This is a genomic window from Janthinobacterium sp. MP5059B, assembly GCF_001758645.1.
Classification (GTDB): Bacteria; Pseudomonadota; Gammaproteobacteria; order Burkholderiales; family Burkholderiaceae_D; genus Janthinobacterium; species Janthinobacterium lividum.
In genome coordinates, this window is record NZ_LRHX01000012.1 from 80,635 (window position 1) to 101,332 (window position 20,698).

Sequence of the window (20,698 nt, forward strand, 5' to 3'; positions counted from 1 at the left end):
CTTTCCTGTTTTATCTGGCGAAATACGGGCGTGGCGCCCGTTGCCGCCCCATCCATCGATACGGGCGTCCGCTGTTCTTCTTGATTTGGATCAAGTGCGGCAAATTATACGCTTATTTACTAACATGTAAGTGATTGACTGTAAGGCATAGTCTTATAGCAAAATCGGCAGGAGCACGGCCGCATGCCCCGCAACGTGCGGAAATGCGGGGAACAGATATGGGGAAAGCAGCGGCGGCGCGTGTCGGAAAACACGCGCCCGGTGGATAGTCAGGCGGGCAAAAAAACGGGGAAACCGGGAAGGTCAGCGCAGGATGGCGGGCGCCACCGGCAGGGTTTCGAGGGCAATGAAGGCTTCCAGGGTGCGGCGCATGTCTTCGAACACCTGCTTGCCATAGGCCGCTTCCAGGTGGGCATATTGCAGGTCGATGAGTTTACCCATCTGCATCAGCAAACTGGCGCCCGCTTCCGACAGGTGCACCTTGCGGCGGCGCTGGTCGCCTTCGAACTTGCTGCGCCCGATCAGGCCGATTTCTTCCATCCGCGCCAGGATGCCGCTCATGCTGGGACTGGAAATCTGGCAGATCTCGCACAGCTCGCGCGGTTCCAGGGTCGGACTTTCATTCAGCGCGCGCATGATGCGCCACTGCTGCTCCGTCACGCCGAAGTGATTGAGGATGGGGCGGAAATGCTGCAGCAGGCTGTCGCGGGCCTTCAGCAGCAGTTGCGGCATGTTCGGATAACGGATCGGTAGCTGCAAGTGGAACTCCTGGGTGGCCAGCACAATGAGCGTCATTATACGACTCGCCCGCGGACAATAGCGGCAAAATTCCCCCTCCATGCCGCTCCGGATGGCGCACGCCGTTTGCCGCTGGCATGCGGCGTGCCATCCCCTGCCATCGCGTCAGCCCCTGGCTTTTCTCTGCTCCGGGATGAAGTGTTCGCGCACGGCCTTGGCCAGCAAGTCCGGCGGCAGCAAGCCCTGCCCCAGCAGGAAATTATTGAATGCCAGGCGGTCGAATCTGTCTCCCAACGCCAGCTCCGTTTCCGCGCGCAGCTGCAGGATGCGCGTGTAGCCATAGAAATAGCTGCCCGCCTGGCCCGGCGCATTGAAGGTGTAGCGGTCCAGCTCCTGGCGCGCCATCGGTTTCGACAGCATCACTTCTTCCGTCAGGATACGGCCCGCCTCTTCGCGCGTGACTTGCCCCAGGTTCAGCATCGGGTCGAGCATGGCGCGCGCCGCGCGCAGCATGCGGAACTGCAGCGCGATGAACTGGCCTTCGGCCGGCTCGTAGGGAATCATCTCCGCCTCCGCGTACAGCGCCCAGCCTTCCACGTTGACGCTGTTGAACGCGTACAGGCTGCGCGCCTGCGACACGCCCCGCTCCACCATGGCGCTGAACTGCAGCTCGTGGCCAGGGCGGCCTTCGTGCGCGCTCAGGGTCCAGGCGGCGCCGGCGAAATTGAAATCGTCATAGGCTTCGCCCTTGCCGCTGGCAGCCGGATTGCTGACGGGGAGGACGAACTGGCCGTGCTCGCCCATATTGCCGATCAGCGGAGGCGGACGCATATGCGGCGCCGGCTGGGCCGCCGATTCGGCCGCGGATGCCAGGCGCATGGTCATGGCGCGCGCAGGAATATCGACCACGCGCTGCCGGGCGATGCGCTGCTCCAGCTGCGTATTGACGCCCTTGTAGTGCGCCTCGAGCTGCTCGTTGGGGATGGAATCGGCCTTCAGCGCGCGCAGCACCTGGCGGTAATCACTGCCGTCGACGTCCTTCAAGGCCAGCTTGGCCGCCACCACGGGCGCCAGCGCCTGCATGGCGGCGCGCGTTTCCAGGTAAGCCACCTGCGCCCGTTCGACCAGCGCGCGCGGTTCGATATCGATGCCCACCTGCTTCAGGCGGAATGCGTACAGCTCGGGCGCCATGCGGAAATCCGTGCGCGACAGGGGCAGCACCACTTGCTTTTCCCACGCCGCGTATTCGTTCAACTGCAGCTCCATGGCCGCCAGCGCAGGCCCGGCGCCAGTGATTTTCATGTCGGCGAACAGCTTGCGGATGCCTGCGATATACGTCGGCACGTTTTCCAGCGACTGCTCCACCTGCAGCCGCACGGGGCCCGCCAGGCCAGGCTGGCCGATTTGCTCCGTGAAGCGCGCCTTGGCCTGCTGCGTGATCGGCGTGCTGCCCGGGAACTGGCCCACATAGCGCTGCAGGCGTTCGAGCGCCTTGGCGCGGCGCGCGGCCGGGCGCTGTTCCTGCAGCAGGCTTTGCATGCTGCCAAAGACCATTTGCGGCACATCGACCCACGGCAAGGTGTACTTGGCTTCCAGCTGGATGTCCGTGATTTCCTGGTCGACAGCGCCGATCAAGATTTCCAGATCCTGGCGGATGCGCTCGTCGCGTTCCAGTTCCAGCTTTTGCTGCAATTGCGCGCGCGCCTTCTGCATGGCCGCCACATGGCGCTCGGTGATGTTCGGCCCCAGGTCGGCGGCCAGGCCGTCGTACTGGGCCAGGCCCGTGTCGGAGGCGTCTTCGGGCGAGAACTGCGCCTGGGCCGCCAGCACGATGGCCGCGTTGCGGTTGCTCGCTTCCACCCAGGCCGATGAAGCGCTGGCAGTTGCAGGGGCGGCGGCCATGGCGGGCATGGCAAACGAGACGGAAAGTGCGGCTACCAGCACGGTCTTGGACAATTGCGGAGTGACGGACATCGGGGGATTCCTTCCTGAGGTGAGCGATGAGCGAAGCGGCGAGTATCGGCCAGCCTCGCATGCCTGTCAATTCAGGCCGTTCAGCGCGGGCAGGTTCCACGGCGTGACGATCTGGATCGCGGACAATGGCGGCGCCTGCGCCAATGCCGGCAGCGCGCCTTGCGCCCGCAGGATTTCCTGGCAGGCGCGGCGCATGTCCTGGCCCAGGTCATGGTGCAGCACGGCCTGAATGGCGCCCGACTTGAGCAACGCCACGTTGTCCGCGTCCAGGTCATGACCGATGAAGACCTGGCAAGGCCGGTCCGCCTGCGCGAATGCCTGCACGATGGCGGCATTGCCGCCGCCGATGGAATACACGGCGGCGATATCCGGATGATCTGCCAGGGCTTGCCGCACCAGCGCGCCCGTGGCGCCATCGATGCCATGGCCTTCGCTCACTTCGACGATGCTCAAATGGCGGTGCCGTTCGCGCAGCGCGCGGCGAAAGCCGATCTCGCGCTCTTCCTCGCCATGAAAGCGGTTGCTGCTCAGGGTCACCAGCACTTGCTGCTGCCGCTTACCCGCGCCCAGCCACTGGCCGATCAGGCAGGCGGCAGTTTCGCCCGCCGCGCGGTTATCCATGCCCACATAGCTGCGGCGCGCGGAAGCTGGCAAGTCCGTCACCAGGGTCACCACGGGAATGCCGGCCGCCGCCAGCCGGCTCACCGCCTCGGCCACTGGCGGCAAGTCCGGCGCTTTCAGCAGCACGCCGTGGCTGCCGTTCTTGCGGATGCGTTCCAGCAGGTCGACGATGCTATCCACGTCCAGCGTTTCATGCAGGTGAAAGCGGGAGCGCAGCACGGCCGGATGCAAGGACGGCAGTTCCGTTTCCAGCGCCACGCGCACGGCGTGCGTAAAGCGCTGCGGCGCCACCATCAGCACGTCGAGCATGAATTTTCTGCCGGCCAGCCCCACCTGCGTGCTTTGCCGCGCCAGCTCATCGAGCGCCTGCATCACGCGGCGCACGGTATTGGCGTGCACGCCGCCGCGCTGTTTGATCACGCGGTCGACCGTGGCCACGCTGACGCCGGCCTGCAGTGCCACAACCTTGACGGGAAACGGATGCGTCATGCCATGTCCGATCTAATTGATGGTTTTTTGATTGATTTCTTGATGAAAAATGCGGATTTTCATCCCTATACTGATACTACAACATACAACATCAGGAGACACCGCATGCCCACCACAAACGCCGGCTCAGCGCCGCCCAACCCCTTCTGGCTGTCGCAGCAAGACTGCCGGCTCGATGATTTCATCCGTACCGTCAGCCAACGCACGGCCCTGGCCGACTATCCCCACGCCGCTTCGGTCGATGCGAATATCCTCGTCTACGACTGCGACGCCGTACGTGCGCTGGCCGCCAGTGCGGCGTCGCTGCGCGCGCTGCAGGCAGAATGGGGCAAGGCGCTGATGGATGGTCCCGGCGTCATCGTGCTCCAACGCGCCGTGGACGACACGGCGACTCTGGAACAGGTCAGCGGCGTGTTTCGCGCGCTGATCGCCGAACAGCATGCCAGCGGCCAGGCGGGCGGCGACCACTTCGCCAAACCGGGCGCGAATGACCGCATCTGGAACGCCCAGCAAAAACTGTGTCTGCGCGCGCCCGAGGCGTTCGCGCGCTACTACGCCAATCCCGTCTTCGCCTGGATAGCCGAGGCCTGGCTGGGGCCCGCCTACCAGGTGACGGCGCAAGTGAACGTCGTCAATCCCGGCGGAGCGGCCCAGGCGCCGCACCGCGACTACCACCTGGGCTTCCAGAGCGGGGCCAGCTGCGCCGCCTATCCCGCGCCCGTGCACCAGATGTCGGCCCTCTTGACCTTGCAGGGCGCCGTCGCCCACTGCGACATGCCGCTCGAATCGGGGCCCACCCTGTACCTGCCCTATTCGCAGCGCTACCCGGCCGGCTTTCTCGCCTGGCAGCAGCAGCCTTTCCGCGACTATTTTGCGCGACATTGCGTGCAGCTGCCGCTGTCCCAAGGCGACGCCGTCTTCTTCAACCCGGCCCTGTTCCATGCGGCAGGCCACAACCGCTCGTCCGATATCCGGCGCATGGCCAACCTGCTGCAGGTATCGTCGCCATTCGGGCGCGCCATGGAAGCGCTGGACCGCCGCGCCATGAGCGCAGCGCTATACCCGGCGCTGCAGGCGCTGCGCGCGCAGGGCGACTTGAATGACCTTGGCATAGGCCACGCGATCGCCGCCTGCGCCGAGGGCTATGCCTTCCCCAGCAACCTTGACCGCGACCAGCCCATCGGCGGCATGGCGCCGCCCACGCAGCAGCAGCTCATGCACGAAGCGCTGGCACAACACTGGCCCGCTGCCCGCTTCCTCGATGCCCTGGACAGCCATGCCTGGCGCCAGCAAGCCTGATCCCATCCCCCGTCACCTCCGGAGCAAGCTCATATGCAAGACCTCAACATCGGCCTGATCGGCGCCGGCTACATGGGCAAGGCCCACACCATCGCCTATAAAGCCGTGCGCAGCATTTTTCACACGTCGCTGAACCCCGTGTGCGCCTGCATCAGCACCAGCAGCGAAGCAGGCGCCGCCCGCAGCGCACAGGAACTGGGCTGGCAGCGTTCCACTGGGGACTGGCGCGCGCTGGTGGCCGATCCCGCCATCGGCGCCATCGTCGTCGCCACGCCGCCGGCCACGCACAAGGAGATCGTGCTGGCGGCCCTGGCCCTGGGCAAACCCGTATTTTGCGAAAAGCCGCTGGGCATGACGGCCGCCGAATCCCTGTTACTGGCGCAGGCGGCGGAAGCAGCGGGCGTGGCCAACATGGTGGGCTATAACTACATCCGCACGCCGGCCAGCCAGCTGGCGCGGCAGATCATCGAGTCGGGCGAAATCGGCGAGATCATCCACGTCGCCGCCGAACACGTGGAAGACTACCTGCATGATCCACGCGCCCCCGCCTCGTGGCGCACGCGCGAAGCTACGGCGACCAGGGCCGGCGCGCTGGCCGACGTGGGCTCGCACCTGCTCAACCTGGCCCTGCGCCTGGGCGGCCCCGTCGACTCGCTGGTGGCGGACATGAACACCGTGCACGCGCAGCGGCAAGGGCCGGATGGCATGGAGGCGGTGGAAAATGACGACCAGGGGAATGTGATGCTGCGCTTTGCCAGCGGCGCGCTGGGCGCCCTGACCTTCAGCCGCGTGGCGGCCGGGCGCAAGATGGGTTACACCTACCGCATCACGGGGACGAAAGGCGCGATCGCCTTCGACCAGGAAAACCAGAATGAACTATGGCTGTACGACGCCAGCCGCCCCGCGCAGCGCCAGGGTTTCCAGCGCCTGCTGATGGGACCGGCCCACCCCGACTACCGGGCATTCAGCCAGGGCGCCGGGCACGGCACCGGTTACAACGAGCAGATCGTCATTGAAGCGCGCGATTTTCTGCAGGCGATCGCCAGCGGCCAGCCGGTCTGGCCCACCTTCCGTGACGGCTACGAGGTGGACCGGCTGATCGACGCGGCGCTGCGCTCCGTGCAGGAGCGCAGCTGGATCACGCTGCGCTGACAGCAGGAGCGTTATCAGTACGCCAGGCCGTAACCGAACCTGTACAGCGGATGGGCCGTGTCATACGGCACGTCCGATTTCTGCACCTGCACTTCGGCCATCGACGATGGCAGTTCGAACGGCAGCTTGCCTTGCGGCTTGGCCTTGCCCGTCAGGACGTCGAACAGCGCGCCGTCGCTCACGCCAAAGTTGGCGAGGATGGCGCTGGCCTTGTCCTGCACGTTGCCGAGGATGGCCGGGCGGTCCAGATACACGGTGACCACCGTCTTCGGCGCGTACTTCGCCGCGTTCTTGATCGCCTCGTAGTCGGCGTCGCCATCGGCGTAGTTCAGGCGCCCCTCGTGCTGCATGCTGCCGAAGATGTAGTTCGGGTGCAGTATCTCGAATGGCGCGGCCACGCGCAGCAGGGCCACGTCCGCTTCCTGGGGCGTGGCGACCACCGTGTAGCCATACTGCTTCGCCACGGCCGCATCGATGCCGTACAGGTAGACCTTCTTGACGCTGTCCGCCAGCGGCAAGACCTTGTCCTTGTTTTCCAGCAGGACCAGCGAGCGGCGCTGGGCATCCAGGCCCGCCTCGATGAAGTCCGCCTTGCCCACGGTGGTGGCCGCCGCAGCCGCATCGACGAACGGATGCTCGAACAGGCCCTGTTTGAATTTCTGCACCAGGATGCGGCGCGCCGAGGCGTTGATGCGCGCTTCCGTCAACTGGCCCCGCTGCACGGCTTGCGTCAGGTACGGCGCTTCCGTCACGCCGCCAAACTGGTCCATCCCCGCCGTCACGGCCTTGACATAGCGCTCGGCCTTGGTGGCGTCCTCCATGCCCCACGGCGTGCCGAAGCCGATGAAGGACGGCGCCACGCCAGGCGCCGTGCCGTTGCGGCAATTGGCGTCGCAGTCGGACGTGATGCCCCAGTCGGACAGGATCACGCCTTCAAAACCGTATTTGCCGCGCAGCAGATCCGTCAGCATGGTCTTGCTGAAACCGGCCGCCACCTGTTCCAGGGTGATGCCGTCGATGGTGATGTTCCCATCAGGCAGAGCGTAGGTCGGCATGACGGAGGCCGCCTTGGCCGTGAAGGCGCCCTCGAACGGTTTCACGTGGTAGGCGAAGTTGTTGCCCGGGTAGGTCATGTAGCGGCCATAGTAATTGTGGCCGTCGAAGCCCTCTTTCGTGGCGCCGTAGCCGACCCAGTGCTTGACGACGGCCACCACGCTGCCATCGTGCAAGCCCGTGTTCCCATCCTGGAAGCCCTCGATGTAGTGCTGCACCATGCGCTTGGCCAGGTCCGCGTCTTCGCCAAAGGTGCCGTTGATGCGGGACCAGCGCGGCTCGGTGGCCAGGTCGGCCTGCGGCGACAGCGCCTGCGTGATGCCGACGGCCAGGTATTCCTGGCGCGCGATATCGCCGAAACGGCGCACCAGCGCATCGTCGCCGATGGCGGCCAGGCCCAGGGTTTCCGGCCACTGCGAGAACCCCTTGGTGCCGGCGCTGGCGCCCACCGTGTACTGGAAATGGTGGCGCGGATCCGTGCTGATGGAGACGGGAATGCCGTGGCGCGACGTTTCGCTCAGGGCTTGCACCTTGTTGTACTGGGTCGCCATGTTGGCCGCGTCGCCCGCCATGCGCGTGATGAAGGTGTTGACGTACTGCTTGACGATCAGGTCCTGCAGGGCCGTCAAGTCGTACGCGCCGCCCTGGCCGATGCCGGTGGGGTCGGCCACGGTGGGCGCGGTGCCGTGCATCATCAGGCCCGCTTTTTCATCAAGGCTCATGCGCGACAGCAGGTCGTCGGCGCGCGCCTCGGCCGACAGGCGCCAGTCTTCGTACGGGTCGATCTTGCCGTTGCGGTTCATGTCCTTGAAGGCATAGCCGTCGACCTTGAGCTGGGCATAGGTGGTGGCGCCGAACACGGGCTGCTTGTATTCCTCGCTGACGGTGTCGTTGCCGCAGGCGGCCAGGGCAAGCGTGGCGACGCAGCCGGCGACCATGCGGGCCATCGGTTTCAAAGTGCAATTCATCATTATCTCCAAGACTGTTTTTGTAGGTATCAAGGCGCGGCAGCAAGGCCGGCCGAAAACAATATAGCGTGAGAATGCGTGAGTTTCTTGACCGCGCAGCACGCGTTTTATACCCGCGAGAACAATTTTTGGTTAGACGGCACGACAACCAACAATCTCCTACAAAGTGCTAATATTTGTGAAAAATTACTACAACAAGCAGGAGACACCCTTGCACAAACCCGATACGCGCACGGTTTCGAACCGGATCGCGCAGCAATGCGCGCGCGCCATGCAGGCCGATGGACACGATCCCGCCGACTTTTTTCAGCAAACGGGCATCACGCCGGCGCAGCTCACGGAACCTGGCGGGCGCATCAACGCCGAGCGGCACCGCCGCATGACGGCCTACGCCCAGCAACTGCCGCAGCACCGGGCCCTTCTCGACCTCGACGTGACGCACTGGTTCGCGCATTACTCCGGCATCGCCCACGTCTGCTTCAACCGCCCCACCCTGCGCAGCGCCCTGCACGAGCTGCTGCACTTGCGGGGCCTGATCGGCGAGTTCGACTTCATGCTGATGAGCGAGAATGGCACGCGCATCGAGATCGAATACCTGTCCGAGTTCTGCCCGGCAGGCGGCGCCATGCAGGCGCTGGCCAATTTCCGCATGCTGTCGCTGGTGGCGCGCGCCTACGACGATGGCGCGCCCACCGCCTTCCATGCCGGCTTCCAGGGCAAGGCGCCGTGGTTCGCGCCGGCCATTTCCGAGTGCTTCGGCGCCACCGCCACCTTCGGCCAGGCACGCAACACGCTGACGTTTGACGCGCCGGCGCTGGACCGGCCTTTCGCCCAGTTCAACGCCATGCTGGCGCCGCACGCGCTGCGGCACGCGCAGGGGCAATTGCAGCAGCTGCAAGGCGCGCAGCTGTTTTCGGCCCGCGTGGAGCAAGCCATCATCGATTTGCTGGGCCGGCAAGGTGCAGGAGATGCCGACGGCGCCTCGCTGCTGCCGGCCCTGTGCGACGGCCTGGCGATGAACCGCTGGACCTTGCAGCGCCAGCTGCAGCAGGAGCAGACGTCGTTCCGCGCGCTGGAACTGCGCGCCAAGAGCCGCGAATCGCGCCGGCTGCTGCGCGAAACGAGCCTGAGCGTGGTGGAAATCGGCGAGCGCCTGGGCTTTTCCTCGCAAAGTGCGTTCACCCGCTTCTTCAAGAACCAGTTCGAACTGCCGCCGGCGCGCTACCGGCAGGATGCCGCCGGCGCCTAGAGAAAGAGACAAGTGGCAAGCAACAAGAAACAAGCAAACCTGCAAACCACGAAACGGCCCAAGTCAGGGAGACAGGCTCCCCGGGCCAAGCGGGCCTGAAAAATGTCGAGGGCAAGGCGCAGCGACGCAGACAGTACGCACGTACGGCAAGGAAGCTGCAACGCCGCCATCGGCATTTTCTCAGGCCCGCGTCTCCAGCCCGCTGTTCTCAATCTCTACCCGGCCGTATCCGGAACCAGATCGCATACATGGCGGGCAGAAACACCAGGGTCAACACCGTTCCGGCAAACGTACCGCCGAGCAGGGTGTAGGCCAAGGTGCCCCAGAAAACCGAATGGGTCAGCGGGATAAACGCCAGGATGGCCGCCAGTGCCGTGAGGATCACGGGACGCGCGCGCTGCACGGTCGCTTCAACCACGGCATCGAACGGCGCCAGGCCGGCCGCCTCGTTCTGGTGGATCTGGCCGATCAGGATCAGGGTATTGCGCATCAAAATGCCCGACAGCGCGATCAGGCCGACCAGCGCATTGATGCCGAACGGCTGCTGGAACAGCAGCAAGGTGGGCACCACGCCGATCAGGCCCAGGGGACTGGTGAGGAGCACCATGACCATCGCCGAGATCGAACGCACCTGCAGGATAATCATCAGCAGGGTCAGCGCCAGCATGATGGGAAACAGCGGCAGCATGGCTTGCATTGCCTTGGCCGATTCCTCGATGGACCCGGCCTGCTGGATACGGTAGCCGGCTGGCAGCTTGTCGATGACGGCTTGCAGACGGGTCGAAATGGCGCCCGAAACGTCCGGCGGCTGCAGGCCGTCGGCGATGTCGCCGCGCACGGTGATGGTCGGCTGGCGGTCGCGCCGGCGCATCACGGGTTCTTCCGAGCGCACCTCCACTGTCCCCACCTGCGACAGCGCGATGCGTTCGCCATTCGCGCCGGCCAGGGTCAGGTCGGAGATGCGCGCCGGATCCAGCCGCACGTCGCCGGCCGCGCGCGCCACCACCTGCACCGTGCGGATATCTTCGCGCACGGCGGTGACCGGCATGCCGCTGAGCAAGAACTGCAGTTGCTGCGCCACGGCGCCGGACGTCAGGCCCATCGCCTGCAAGCGCTCCTGCTGCAGGCTGAAATACAGGGTCGGCGTGCGCGTGCCCCAGTCGGTATTGACGGTACGCATCATGGGACTGGCCTGCATCACGCGCTGCACCTCGCCGGCAATGCCGCGCAACACCGCGGGATCAGGGCCGCTGACCCGGTAGGCGACGGGGAACGGCGAATACGGGCCGAACACCAGTTGCGTGACGCGTACCCTGGCCTCGGGCGCCAGCCCGGCGGCCACGGCCACGCGCAGGCGCTGCTTCAGGGCGTCGCGCGCCTGCTGGCTGTCGGTGCGCACGACGATCTTGGCAAACGACGGGTCGGGCAATTCCGGGCCCATCGCCAGGTAAAAGCGCGGCGCGCCCTGGCCGACATAGGCCGTGACGATCTTCGCCTCGGGCTGGCCCGCCAGCCACGCTTCGACCCTGGCCGCCGCGCCGCTGGTCTGCCCGATCGCGCTGCCGTACGGCAGTTGTACTTCGATCAGTACTTCAGGACGGTCCGAGATCGGAAAAAACTGCTTCTTGACGATGGCCATGCCCAGCACGGCCAGCACGAACAGCCCGATCACTGTGCCGAACACCAGCCATTTCCGGGCGATCACGCGTCCCAGCAGCCGGCGAAAGCGTTGGTAGCGCGGCGTGTCATACAGGCCTTCGTGGCCGCCTGCGACCTGTTTGAGCTCGGGCAGCAGCTTCACGCCCAGGTAGGGAGTGAACACCACCGCCACCACCCACGAGGCGATCAGGGCGATGCCGACGATCCAGAACATATTGCTGGTGTATTCACCGGCGCTGGAGCGGGCAAAGCCGTTGGGCATGAAGCCCACGGCCGTGACCAGGGTGCCCGCCAGCATGGGCGCAGCCGTGTGGCTCCAGGCGTACGCGGAGGCGGCGATGCGGCTGTAGCCCTCTTCCATTTTCACGACCATCATTTCGATGGCGATGATGGCGTCGTCCACCAGCAGGCCGAGGCCCAGGATCAGGGAACCGAGGGTGATGCGGTCAAAGTTCTTGCCGGTCGCCGCCATCACGATGAATACCACCGCCAGGGTCAGCGGCACGGCGGCGGCCACCACGATGCCGACCCGCCAGCCCATGCTGATAAAGCACACCAGCATCACCACCAGCAGCGCGGCGAGGAACTTGAGCATGAATTCGTCGACCGCCGCACCGATATTGACGGCCTGGTCGGTGACCTTGGCCAGGCTCATGCCCAGCGGCATGGCGGCGCCGATGGCCGTCACTTCCCCTTCCAGCGCCTTGCCCAGGTCCAGCCCGTTCCAGCCGTCGCGCATGACCACGCCCAGCAGCAGCGCCGGCTCGCCGCCATTGCGCACCATGAAGCTGGCCGGATCTTCCTGGCCACGGCGCACGGTGGCGATATCGGACAGGGTCAAGGTGCGCCCCTGCGCCACCACGGGCGTATCGCGGATCTTTTGCAGCGCCTCGAGCGCGCCCTCGAGGCGGATGAATACCTGCGGCCCGCGCGTTTCCACCGAGCCGGCCGGGCTCAATGCATTCTGGCCGTTCAGCGCGGCGAACACGTCTTGCGCCCGCACGCCCAGGGTGGCCAGGCGCTCCTGAGAAAACTCCACGTAGATGCGTTCAGCCTGTTCGCCGATGATATTGACCTTTTTGACGCCAGGCACATGCAGCAGCCGCTGGCGCAAGGTTTCCGCCTCGCGCACCAGCAGGCGCTGCGGCTCGCCTTTGGCTTTCAGTGCATACAGCGCAAAGGTGACGTCGGCGTATTCGTCATTGATCATGGGACCGATCACGCCGGCCGGCAAATTGGAAGCCTCGTCGCCGGCCTTCTTGCGCGCCTGGTAAAACTCGGCCTGCACCTGCTCCGGCGGCGTGCCGTCAAGCAGGGTCAGTGTCGTGAAGGCCAGGCCTGGCGTGGTGTAGGTCTCGGCCCGGTCATACCAGCGCAGCTCCTGCAGGCGCTTTTCGATCTTGTCGGCCACCTGGTCCTGCATTTCGCGGGCGCTGGCGCCTGGCCAGGCCGTGACGATGGTCATCACCTTGACCGTGAAGGCCGGGTCTTCCGCGCGACCCAGCTTGAAGAACGACAGCAGGCCGGCCAGCGAAATGAGGCAAATCAGGAACAGGGTGACGGAACGCTCGCGCACGGCCAGCGACGACAGGTTGAAGCCCGCCGCGCTCATGGACGCGCTCCGGCGCCAGCGGCCATTGGCGCCTGCTCGACCCTGACCCGTTCGCCCTGATGCAGCAGATGGGCGCCCAGCGCGACGATGCGCTCGCCCGCCTTCAGGCCACTGACGTCGGCGCCGTCATCGTGCAGCCCCTGCACCTTCACGGGCCGCCAGGTGACTTGGGCCGGTGCACCGGCGATGACCCACACGCCCTGCCCCTTGCCCCCATCGTACAGGGCCGCCAGCGGCACTTGCACGGTGCCGCCGGCCGTTTGCGCACCGGGCAGGCGCAAGGTGACGGTGGCGCCCAGCGGCGCGCTTGACAGCGCCACATCGAGCACATAGCGCGCCTCGAAGGTCCGCGTTTGCCGGTCCGCCGTCTGCGACAGCTGGCGCAAGGTGGCCGGCACGCTGGCGCCCGGCCGGCCGAACAAGGTAGCCTGGCCGGTGGAGCCTAGCGCGGGGCGCACGGTTTCCGGCAGCTGGATCGCCGCTTCGCGCCGGCCGTCATGGGCCAGGCGCACCACCACCTGCCCGGCCGCCACCACCTGCCCCGGTTCGGCCAGGGTATCCATCACGACGCCGTCGGCGTCGGCCAGCAGCACCGCGTAATGCAGCGCATTGCGCGCCACCCCGGCCTGGGCTTCGGACGCCTTGAGCTGGGCGCCGGCCGCGTCAGCCGCCGCCCTCACCTGGTCGTAATTTGATGCCGAAATGGCGCCGGTACCGCGCAAGTCGCGATAGCGCGCTTCTTCGTCCGCCGCCTGGCGCGCGCGGGCGCGGTCGGCCGTGACGGACTCCTGCCGCGCCTGCGCCAGCAGCTGCAAGTCGTCGGCGTCGAGGCGCATCAACGGCTGGCCGCGGCGCACGGACTGGCCGGCGTCGACCAGCCGTTCGCGCACCTTGCCGGAAACGCGAAAACCGAGATCGCTCTGCACGCGCGGCGCGACCACGCCCGTAAAGCTGCGCGCGCCCGGTTCGGCGCCCTGCACCGCGACGGCGCGCACCAGCGGCGTGGCGGTGCGCGGATCGGCCTGCGCCTTGTCGGCACAGGCGCTCAAAGCCAGGGGCAAGGTGGAGATGACTACAGATGAAGCGAGGCGGCGCCAGCGCATAAGAATCCCATGAACGAGTGATCAGGGTTCTCATTCTGGTACCAGTGACCAAATAAGTCAATGGTCACAATCTGACTGGAAGGTTATGGCGACAGGCTGCGCAACACCAGACTGGACAGTTGCACCACCGCCGTTTCGCTGCTGTCGACGCTGTGTTGCAACAGCAAGGGATTGACGTAGGGGCGCATCACCAGATAGATCGCGCTGGCCGTCTCGTCGAGCGGCGTCTTGCGTTCGAAGTCGCCTGTCTGGCGCCCTTGCTGCAAGATATCCTGCAGCAAGGCGCCCATCGCCAGCTCGTAGGCCTGCACGGCTGGCCAGCGCTCGGTGGCGGCCGAGGCGGCGATATCGTACAGCTTGCGGTCCTGGAAAAACAGCCGCAAGCTGGCCTCGACGCTGGCCCTGAACATGCGCCGCAACTGCTCTGGCGGCCGCTCGGCCGCCGCGACCGCGCTTCTTACCTCGGTTTCGATCTGGCGCAGGCAGCTGGCGCAGATATGCTCGCCGATGGCCTGCTTGGATTCGAAAAACTTATAGATATAGGCCTTGGAAAAGCCGATCGCCCTGGCCAGGTCGGAGACAGTCGTCTTTTCATAGCCGTAGCGGCTGAAGTAGTCAGTGGCGGCGGCAACGATCTGGTCGCGCACGTCGTGGCCGGCGGGGCCGCGCGCAGGGCTTGGTGTATCGGGTGTAGTGGAATTCATGGAGACAGCTTAACGCGCCGCGCCGGAATGCACAATAAGTGACCAATTTGTATTATAGTCACACATTATTCTCTTTTGAACTGGAAGACCCCATGTCATTGCCGCGCCTGCGCCTCCCCTTTCTGCTGTTCGCCGCCGGCCTGGCCGCTGGCTGCACCGCCGGTGCCGATTACCGCCCGCCCGAGCTAGCGCAAGCGGCGCAGTATCCGCACCGGGCGGCGCTCGGCGCGCGCGAGGGTGCCAACACTGCCGACGCTGCCGAATTGCGGCAGTGGTGGACGGCCTTCGGCGATCCGCGCCTGACCCATCTGGTGACGGTGGCGCTGGCGCAAAACCTCGACCTGGCGCAAGCGCAGGCCAGGGTCAGGCAAGCGCGCGCCGCCACCGGTGCGGCCGACGCAGCGCTGCTGCCGTCGGCCAGCCTTGGCGGCCAGGCGGCGCGCGCCTACCAATCGGTGCAGACGCCGCTGGGCCAGGTCCTGGACGCGACGCCAGGCCATGATCGCGCCGGCAGCGCGCGCGAATTGAACCTGCAGGCGTCGTGGGAGCTCGACCTGTTCGGCGGCCTGCGCCGCGAACGCGAAGCGGCGCGCGCCGATTACGAAGCCAGCGAGGCGGGATGGGCTGCCACGCGGCTGGCCGTGGCGGCGCAAACGGCCGACCTGTACCTGTCCATCCAGGGATTGCAGGCGCGGCTCGACCTGGCGCGCCGGCAGGTCGACACGGAGGCGGCGCTGCTGGAGCTCGCCACGCTGCTATATGACAAGGGATTGGTAAACGAGCCGGCGCTGCGGCAGGCCGAAGCGTCGCTGGCGCAAGCGCGCGCCGTCGTGCCCGGCCTGGACACGGCGCGCGAGGTGGCGCTGCATGCGCTCGATGTGATGCTGGGTGCCGCACCCGGCACCTACGGCGATGAAATGGCCGCGGCAGGGGTAATGGCGCGCGCGCCGCGCATCACGGCCGATGGTGCGCCGGGCGAACTGCTGCGGCGCCGGCCCGACCTGATCGCCGCCGAACGGCGACTGGCCGCGGCCAGCGCACGCACCGGCGCGGCCGTTGCCGAGTATTACCCGAAACTGAGCCTGGGTGCCCTGTTTGGCAGCGCCACGTCCGGCGGCGCCCTATTCGGCAGCGGCTCCGGCCAGGCCGCAGCCATGCTGGGCCTGCGCTGGCGCCTGTTCGATTTCGGCCGCATCGATGCGCAGATCGAGGCTTCCCGTGGCCGGGAAGCCGAGCTGCTGGCGGACTACCGGCTCGCTGCGCTGCATGCCGCCGAAGACGTGGAAAACGCCTGCTCGGCCCTGCTGCGCCACGAAGAACAGGCCGCACTGCTGGCGCAAAGCGTGCAAGCGTTTGAGCGCGCCCGCGCCGCCGCGCTGGCAGCCTACGAAAAAGGCGTGGTCAGCCTGCTCGATGTGTTGCAAGCCGACACGAGGCTGCTGCGCGCAGCGGACGCGCGCGCGCAGGCGCAAACGGCATCGGCGCGCGCTGCTGTCGCCACTTACCGGGCGCTGGGCGGCGGCTGGCAGGCACCGCAGGCCGCAACAGAAGCGATGGCAGCCAGGTAAATCATCGAGCTGGCTTAATCGTCGGCTGGCAACTGCTTCGCTGCCTTGGCATCAAACGCCAGCCGCGCCGCATCGATGGCGTCGCGGTGGCCATGGGCCCAGGCGCCCAGTGCGCTGATGGGGATCAGCAGCGAGCGGCCCAGGTCCGTCAAGGCGTAGTCGACGCGCGGCGGCACGGTGGGGAACACGGTGCGCGTCACCAGGCCGTCGCGCTCGAGCCCGCGCAGGGTCAGCGTCAGCATGCGCTGGGAGATGCCGCCGATCAGGCGGCGCATCTCGTTGAAGCGCTTGGTGCCATTGCCGAGCAATATCACCACCATCACGCTCCATTTGTCGCCCACGCGCGTGAGGATGTCCGTGATCGGGCGGCAGGAAGCGGCCACGCCCGCATGGCCGCCTTCGTCGCGCATGCGCCGTTCCAGCTCCGCCCCTTGCGCGGCGGCGTCGCCAATAGTCACATCCGTGTGCCCCAGTGTGGAAAAAGTGCCTTCTTGTGCGTTCATTTGATAGTCACTATATTTAACTCGGTTACAAAAACATACCACCCGATCATACCACCCAAGAAGGCTCACATGAACATCCTGCATATCGATTCGAGCATCCTCGGCGAGCATTCCATCAGCCGCCAATTGTCCGCCGCCATCGTCGCCCGCCTGCAAGCGGCCGCGCCTGGCGCCACCGCCCAGTACCGCGACCTGGCCGCGCAACCCTTGCCGCAATTTACGGCAGCCCCCAGCGCCGCCGACGGCGCAGTGCTGGTCGGCGCGCTGGAGCAAGTGCTGGCCGCCGATGTCATCGTCATCGGCGCGCCCATGTACAACTTTGCCATCCCCAGCCAGCTCAAGTCGTGGCTCGATGCGCTGGCCGTGCCCGGCAAGACGTTCCAGTATGGCGCCAGCGGCCCCGAAGGTTTGTTGGGCAGCAAGCGCGTGATCATCGCCTCGACGCGCGGCGGCTATTATGGCGCCGACACGTCGATGGCGGCCCTGGAACACCAGGAAAGCCATCTGCGCGCCTTCCTCGGCTTCCTCGGCGTCACGCAGATCGAGATCGTGCGCGCCGAAGGCGTCAAGGTCAGCGACGCAGCCAGGGCGCAGGCATTGACGGGCGCCTTCGAGCAGATCGGCGCACTGCAAGCGGCCTAAGGAGTGCCAGCTGCGCCGCAAGCCGTTGCGGCGCAGCCCCATGGTGGCCGGCCGGCAAGGAAGCGCCAGATGCGCTAAGCTGCCGGAACCCCAACCACAAGGACCACCATGACCCTGATCGTCGTCGCCACCATCGATGCCCAAGCCGACCATATCGACGCCGTGCGCGCCGCCCTGGAAGCCGTCGTGCCGCCCAGCCGCGCGGAAAGCGGCTGCCTGCGCTACGAACTGCACCTCGACAACAAGATTCCCACGCGCTTCATCATGCTGGAAGAATGGGCCGACAAGGCGGCCCTGACGGCGCACTATGCGACACCCCACTTCCTGACCCTGGTGGCCGCCACTGAGGGCAAGGCCGTCAAGATCGACGTGGCGGAATTGAGCAAGCTGAAGTAAGGCCGGGCGCGCTGCGCTAGCGCGTGGCCAGATTGAAAAGTTGCCATCTATAATATGGCAACTTTTCTTTATGGCCATCATGACACCATTTACCAAGATACGCGGCGCCGCAGCGGCAGCCGCCCTGACGCTCTGCATCAGCGCATCGGCGCAATCTCCCCTCCCCCTGGCCAAGCTGGTGGGCGAATACAATCTTGCCTCGTCGGCGACCGTGCCGGCCAGTACCTGGGGCTATTCCAAAGGACGCATTTCGGTCAAGCAACTCGATGACCGGCATCTGCTGATCGCCCTGTCCTGCGAATGGAAACGCGAGCCGAAGGCCGTCTGCGGCGACTATTTTTATGCCCAGCAGCGCGACGACGGCCTGTACCTGCAAGACATGAATACCTTCGCCATGCGCCTGTACTTCGATCCCGCCTCGCGCAAGCTCACCATCATTTCGCGCGGCGCCGATGCCAAGCAAAGCGTGCGGCATGACGTCTTCGCCACCACCACGGCGCCCCTCACGGACCCCGCTTTGGTGCGACGCATGAAACGCGAGCTGTCGAATGCCGACAGCAAGGAAAACCGGCGCGTGTTCGGACCCTACACCAAGTGGGACTATCAGGAAAACCGCATCGAATTCCAGCGCCAGGACTTGACGACGCCGTGATGTCGCGCCTGATCCAGCCCCTGCGGCGCCAGCTGCTGCGCCTCGCCGGCGCCCTGCTATGTTCGCCCATGCTCGCGCGCGCAGCCGACGGCGGCGGCCTGCCCCGCGCCGTGCGACAGCGCATCCTGGCCACCCTCGACGCTCCGCTGCCCAAGGTGCTCAATGTGCACCACCTGGCGTTGATACGGCGTTTCAACATCGGCTGGTCGCCCGTGGAAAGCGGCGCGCCCATGCTCAACCCGGCCTATCCGCTGGGAAAAGGAGACACCCTGGAACTGGCCATGCAAGCGATCGCCAGCAAGGATGCGGCGCTGGCCGCGCAGCGCCTGATGGAAGCGGCACTGCTGCTGCCCCACTTCGTGCAGATGGCCGACCTGAAGCCTGGCAGCTATGCCAACGGCAAGGCGCCGTTCACGTTTACCACCCGGCACCTGCAACTGCTGCGCCAGCAGTCGTGGCTGCCGCTGGAAATGCTGGGCATGGGAGCGGAAGACTACCTGGCCGAAGGCTGTTGGCCCACCCCGTCCGTCGACGGCAAGCGCCCGTATGGAGACTTCACGAATTACCCGGTGGAAATGGCGCAGGCACTGGGCCTGCCCGTGCACCGCCGGGCCGACGGTAGCCTCGTCATCCGGCCCGCGCTGGAAGCGGAACTGGAAGCGCTGCACCAGCAGACCATGCCTGCGCTGCAAGTGTTCGTGCGGGAAGCGGGGTTGAGGCGCAATACCGTCTAAGGGTGTCCCGGACCAACTTGCCCGGCGCTATAGGGAATCGAGCCTGGCCAGCATCGTGGCGGCCTGCTGCCGGAAAGCGGCGACCGTCGCCTCATCCATCTTCTCCAGCTGGCGATACGCCATGCCGATGCGGGGATTGCGTTCCAATGTATCCGCGTTGCGATGGAAAAAATCCCAGTACAGGGCATTGAATGGGCAGGCGCGCTCGCCGATGCGCGCCTTTTTATCGTAATGGCAGCCTTTGCAATAATCACCCATGCGGTCGATATACGCGGCGCTGGAGACATACGGCTTGGTGGCCAGCAACCCGCCATCGGCGAATTGGCTCATGCCGACGGTGTTGGGCAGCTCCACCCACTCGAAGGCATCGATATAAATGCCCAGGTACCAGCCATGCACCCTGGCCGGATCGAGGCCGGCCAACAGCGCGAAATTGCCGATCACCATCAGGCGCTGGATATGGTGCGCATGGGCCTGTTCCAGCGACTGGGTAATCGCCTGCGACAGGCAATGCATCTTTGTCTTGCCATCCCAGAACCAGGAAGGCAGCGGGCGCGCATGGCCGAAGAAATTCTTCTCGACATACCCGGGCATATGGGCCCAGTAGACGCCGCGCACATATTCGCGCCAACCCAGTATCTGGCGGATGAAACCCTCGACTGCGGCCAACGGCGCATGGCCCGCCTGATAAGCCGCTTGCGCCCTGGCGACGACTTCGCGCGGATTGAGCATTTTCACGTTCAGCGCGAACGACAGCAGGGAATGAAACAAGCGCCATGCCTTGACGCTCATCGCATCCTGGAAGTCGCCAAAGTGAGGCAAGGCCCGCTCGATGAAGGCATCGAGCTGCTGCAGCGCCTCATCCCGGTTCAGCGCCCACGCCAGCCGGTCGGCATGCGGCGCACCGAAGCTCTTCACGCCTGCGGCGACGATGCTTTGCCATAGCCGTGAATGATCATGTACGGTGCGCGCATCCTGCGGCTCGGCGGGCGTGCCGCGCCAGGGTTTACGGTTATCGTGGTCGAAGTTCCACTGGCCGCCGACAGGCTTTTTCGCGTCTTCCATCAGCACCTGATGCTTACTGCGCATCTGGCGGTAGAAAAACTCCATCAGCCATTGCTTGCGTCCGGCGAAAATATCGGCAGCCTCATGGCGGGCCGTGTAGAAATGGTCGCTGTCGACCATCAGCCATGGAATGTGCGAGCGGCGCCCTGACTGGTACAGCTGCTGGTCGAGGCGCCACTCGTCGGGTGCCTGGTATTCGAAGGCGCAAGCGTCATAGTGACGAATCAGCGCCTCGATATTCTCCGGTATCGACCGCGTGCTTTCCATGTCGTCGATGGCGATGTAATGCACGGTGTGGCCAAGCTGGCGCAGCTGGCGCGCCAGGTCACGCATGGCGGCGAAGATCGCCAGGATTTTCTGCGCATGATGCAGCACATAATCGGTTTCTTGCCGCACTTCCATCAAGACATAGATGGTGGCGCCATCGACTTCGGTGAACCAGCGATGCTGCGCATTGAGCTGGTCACCGAGTATCAGGCGCAGTGTGGGCTTCGGTGAGGTCATGGTTATCTTTTAA

General features: G+C 65.7%; 17 protein-coding genes. 8 read left to right on the forward strand and 9 right to left on the reverse strand.

All coding sequences use genetic code 11. The annotated features are described in order from the left end of the window. Positions 1–303: 303 nt before the first annotated feature. The 3 genes from hpaR to JAB1_RS15420 all read right to left on the reverse strand — a co-directional run bounded on the left by hpaR (position 304) and on the right by JAB1_RS15420 (position 3,822). The gene (hpaR, locus tag JAB1_RS15410; protein ID WP_240317709.1) at positions 304–795 is read right to left on the reverse strand and encodes a homoprotocatechuate degradation operon regulator HpaR; all 492 of its coding nucleotides are present in this window, start codon (positions 793–795) and stop codon (positions 304–306) included. A gap of 108 nt (positions 796–903) precedes the next feature. Then, positions 904–2,712, reverse strand: coding sequence for a DUF885 domain-containing protein (locus tag JAB1_RS15415; RefSeq protein ID WP_070280610.1), 1,809 nt, complete (start codon positions 2,710–2,712; stop codon positions 904–906). A gap of 66 nt (positions 2,713–2,778) precedes the next feature. Beyond that, positions 2,779–3,822, reverse strand: coding sequence for a LacI family DNA-binding transcriptional regulator (locus JAB1_RS15420; RefSeq protein WP_070280611.1), 1,044 nt, complete (start codon positions 3,820–3,822; stop codon positions 2,779–2,781). A gap of 105 nt (positions 3,823–3,927) precedes the next feature. Here JAB1_RS15420 and JAB1_RS15425 point away from each other — a divergent pair, with 105 nt between their 5' ends. Next, complete coding sequence (locus tag JAB1_RS15425) at positions 3,928–5,121, forward strand: phytanoyl-CoA dioxygenase family protein (RefSeq protein ID WP_070280613.1); 1,194 nt, start codon at positions 3,928–3,930, stop codon at positions 5,119–5,121. Between the two features lie 33 nt (positions 5,122–5,154). Next, positions 5,155–6,273 carry a Gfo/Idh/MocA family oxidoreductase gene (locus tag JAB1_RS15430; protein ID WP_070280615.1) on the forward strand — a complete coding sequence of 373 codons (1,119 nt, stop codon included), beginning with the start codon at positions 5,155–5,157 and terminating at the stop codon, positions 6,271–6,273. Positions 6,274–6,287: 14 nt separating this feature from the next. Here the strand turns inward: JAB1_RS15430 and JAB1_RS15435 are convergent, their stop codons facing one another. Continuing rightward, entirely contained in the window at positions 6,288–8,294 is a 2,007-nt protein-coding gene (locus JAB1_RS15435; RefSeq protein WP_254672116.1) for a glycoside hydrolase family 3 N-terminal domain-containing protein, read from the reverse strand. Between the two features lie 211 nt (positions 8,295–8,505). Here JAB1_RS15435 and JAB1_RS15440 point away from each other — a divergent pair, with 211 nt between their 5' ends. Beyond that, complete coding sequence (locus JAB1_RS15440) at positions 8,506–9,543, forward strand: AraC family transcriptional regulator (RefSeq protein WP_070280619.1); 1,038 nt, start codon at positions 8,506–8,508, stop codon at positions 9,541–9,543. Positions 9,544–9,751: 208 nt separating this feature from the next. Here the strand turns inward: JAB1_RS15440 and JAB1_RS15445 are convergent, their stop codons facing one another. The 3 genes from JAB1_RS15445 to JAB1_RS15455 all read right to left on the reverse strand — a co-directional run bounded on the left by JAB1_RS15445 (position 9,752) and on the right by JAB1_RS15455 (position 14,621). Further along, positions 9,752–12,814 (reverse strand): efflux RND transporter permease subunit, encoded by a 3,063-nt coding sequence (locus JAB1_RS15445; protein WP_070280621.1) that lies wholly within the window; start codon positions 12,812–12,814, stop codon positions 9,752–9,754. Further along, positions 12,811–13,917: an efflux RND transporter periplasmic adaptor subunit gene (locus tag JAB1_RS15450; protein WP_070280622.1), complete on the reverse strand. Its 1,107-nt coding sequence runs from the start codon at positions 13,915–13,917 to the stop codon at positions 12,811–12,813. Before JAB1_RS15450 ends, JAB1_RS15445 begins: the two co-directional genes overlap by 4 nt. An 83-nt stretch (positions 13,918–14,000) precedes the next feature. Beyond that, complete coding sequence (locus JAB1_RS15455) at positions 14,001–14,621, reverse strand: TetR/AcrR family transcriptional regulator (protein ID WP_070256955.1); 621 nt, start codon at positions 14,619–14,621, stop codon at positions 14,001–14,003. 92 nt (positions 14,622–14,713) lie between these two features. Between JAB1_RS15455 and JAB1_RS15460 the strand changes: the two genes are divergently transcribed. Next, positions 14,714–16,189, forward strand: a complete 1,476-nt coding sequence (locus tag JAB1_RS15460; protein ID WP_070280624.1) for an efflux transporter outer membrane subunit — start codon at positions 14,714–14,716, stop codon at positions 16,187–16,189. 14 nt (positions 16,190–16,203) lie between these two features. Here JAB1_RS15460 and JAB1_RS15465 read toward each other — a convergent pair whose 3' ends face one another. Further along, complete coding sequence (locus JAB1_RS15465; protein ID WP_070280625.1) at positions 16,204–16,599, reverse strand: helix-turn-helix domain-containing protein; 396 nt, start codon at positions 16,597–16,599, stop codon at positions 16,204–16,206. Positions 16,600–16,761: 162 nt separating this feature from the next. Between JAB1_RS15465 and JAB1_RS15470 the strand changes: the two genes are divergently transcribed. From JAB1_RS15470 to JAB1_RS15485, 4 genes are all read left to right on the forward strand, one after another. Beyond that, the gene (locus JAB1_RS15470) at positions 16,762–17,334 is read left to right on the forward strand and encodes an NAD(P)H-dependent oxidoreductase (RefSeq protein WP_070280627.1); all 573 of its coding nucleotides are present in this window, start codon (positions 16,762–16,764) and stop codon (positions 17,332–17,334) included. Between the two features lie 108 nt (positions 17,335–17,442). Next, the gene (locus JAB1_RS15475; protein ID WP_070256952.1) at positions 17,443–17,730 is read left to right on the forward strand and encodes a putative quinol monooxygenase; all 288 of its coding nucleotides are present in this window, start codon (positions 17,443–17,445) and stop codon (positions 17,728–17,730) included. 79 nt (positions 17,731–17,809) lie between these two features. Continuing rightward, positions 17,810–18,382, forward strand: coding sequence for a hypothetical protein (locus JAB1_RS15480; protein WP_070257089.1), 573 nt, complete (start codon positions 17,810–17,812; stop codon positions 18,380–18,382). Next, positions 18,382–19,116, forward strand: coding sequence for a hypothetical protein (locus JAB1_RS15485; RefSeq protein ID WP_070280629.1), 735 nt, complete (start codon positions 18,382–18,384; stop codon positions 19,114–19,116). Before JAB1_RS15480 ends, JAB1_RS15485 begins: the two co-directional genes overlap by 1 nt. Positions 19,117–19,143: 27 nt before the next feature. On the opposite strand, the gene JAB1_RS15490 is transcribed toward JAB1_RS15485, so the two are convergent. Next, positions 19,144–20,685: a cryptochrome/photolyase family protein gene (locus tag JAB1_RS15490; RefSeq protein WP_070280630.1), complete on the reverse strand. Its 1,542-nt coding sequence runs from the start codon at positions 20,683–20,685 to the stop codon at positions 19,144–19,146. Between the last annotated feature and the right edge of the window lie 13 nt (positions 20,686–20,698).

Coding starts and splice junctions, on each gene's coding strand:
- JAB1_RS15455 (WP_070256955.1), bottom strand. CDS start 14,621: ATGAATTCCACTACACCCGATACACCAAGCCCTGCGCGCGGCCCCGCC.
- JAB1_RS15415 (WP_070280610.1), bottom strand. CDS start 2,712: ATGTCCGTCACTCCGCAATTGTCCAAGACCGTGCTGGTAGCCGCACTT.
- JAB1_RS15445 (WP_070280621.1), bottom strand. CDS start 12,814: ATGAGCGCGGCGGGCTTCAACCTGTCGTCGCTGGCCGTGCGCGAGCGT.
- JAB1_RS15465 (WP_070280625.1), bottom strand. CDS start 16,599: ATGCGCGACGAAGGCGGCCATGCGGGCGTGGCCGCTTCCTGCCGCCCG.
- JAB1_RS15490 (WP_070280630.1), bottom strand. CDS start 20,685: ATGACCTCACCGAAGCCCACACTGCGCCTGATACTCGGTGACCAGCTC.
- JAB1_RS15475 (WP_070256952.1), top strand. CDS start 17,443: ATGACCCTGATCGTCGTCGCCACCATCGATGCCCAAGCCGACCATATC.
- hpaR (WP_240317709.1), bottom strand. CDS start 795: ATGACGCTCATTGTGCTGGCCACCCAGGAGTTCCACTTGCAGCTACCG.
- JAB1_RS15485 (WP_070280629.1), top strand. CDS start 18,382: ATGTCGCGCCTGATCCAGCCCCTGCGGCGCCAGCTGCTGCGCCTCGCC.
- JAB1_RS15480 (WP_070257089.1), top strand. CDS start 17,810: ATGACACCATTTACCAAGATACGCGGCGCCGCAGCGGCAGCCGCCCTG.
- JAB1_RS15425 (WP_070280613.1), top strand. CDS start 3,928: ATGCCCACCACAAACGCCGGCTCAGCGCCGCCCAACCCCTTCTGGCTG.
- JAB1_RS15460 (WP_070280624.1), top strand. CDS start 14,714: ATGTCATTGCCGCGCCTGCGCCTCCCCTTTCTGCTGTTCGCCGCCGGC.
- JAB1_RS15435 (WP_254672116.1), bottom strand. CDS start 8,294: ATGAATTGCACTTTGAAACCGATGGCCCGCATGGTCGCCGGCTGCGTC.
- JAB1_RS15430 (WP_070280615.1), top strand. CDS start 5,155: ATGCAAGACCTCAACATCGGCCTGATCGGCGCCGGCTACATGGGCAAG.
- JAB1_RS15420 (WP_070280611.1), bottom strand. CDS start 3,822: ATGACGCATCCGTTTCCCGTCAAGGTTGTGGCACTGCAGGCCGGCGTC.
- JAB1_RS15450 (WP_070280622.1), bottom strand. CDS start 13,917: ATGCGCTGGCGCCGCCTCGCTTCATCTGTAGTCATCTCCACCTTGCCC.
- JAB1_RS15470 (WP_070280627.1), top strand. CDS start 16,762: ATGAACATCCTGCATATCGATTCGAGCATCCTCGGCGAGCATTCCATC.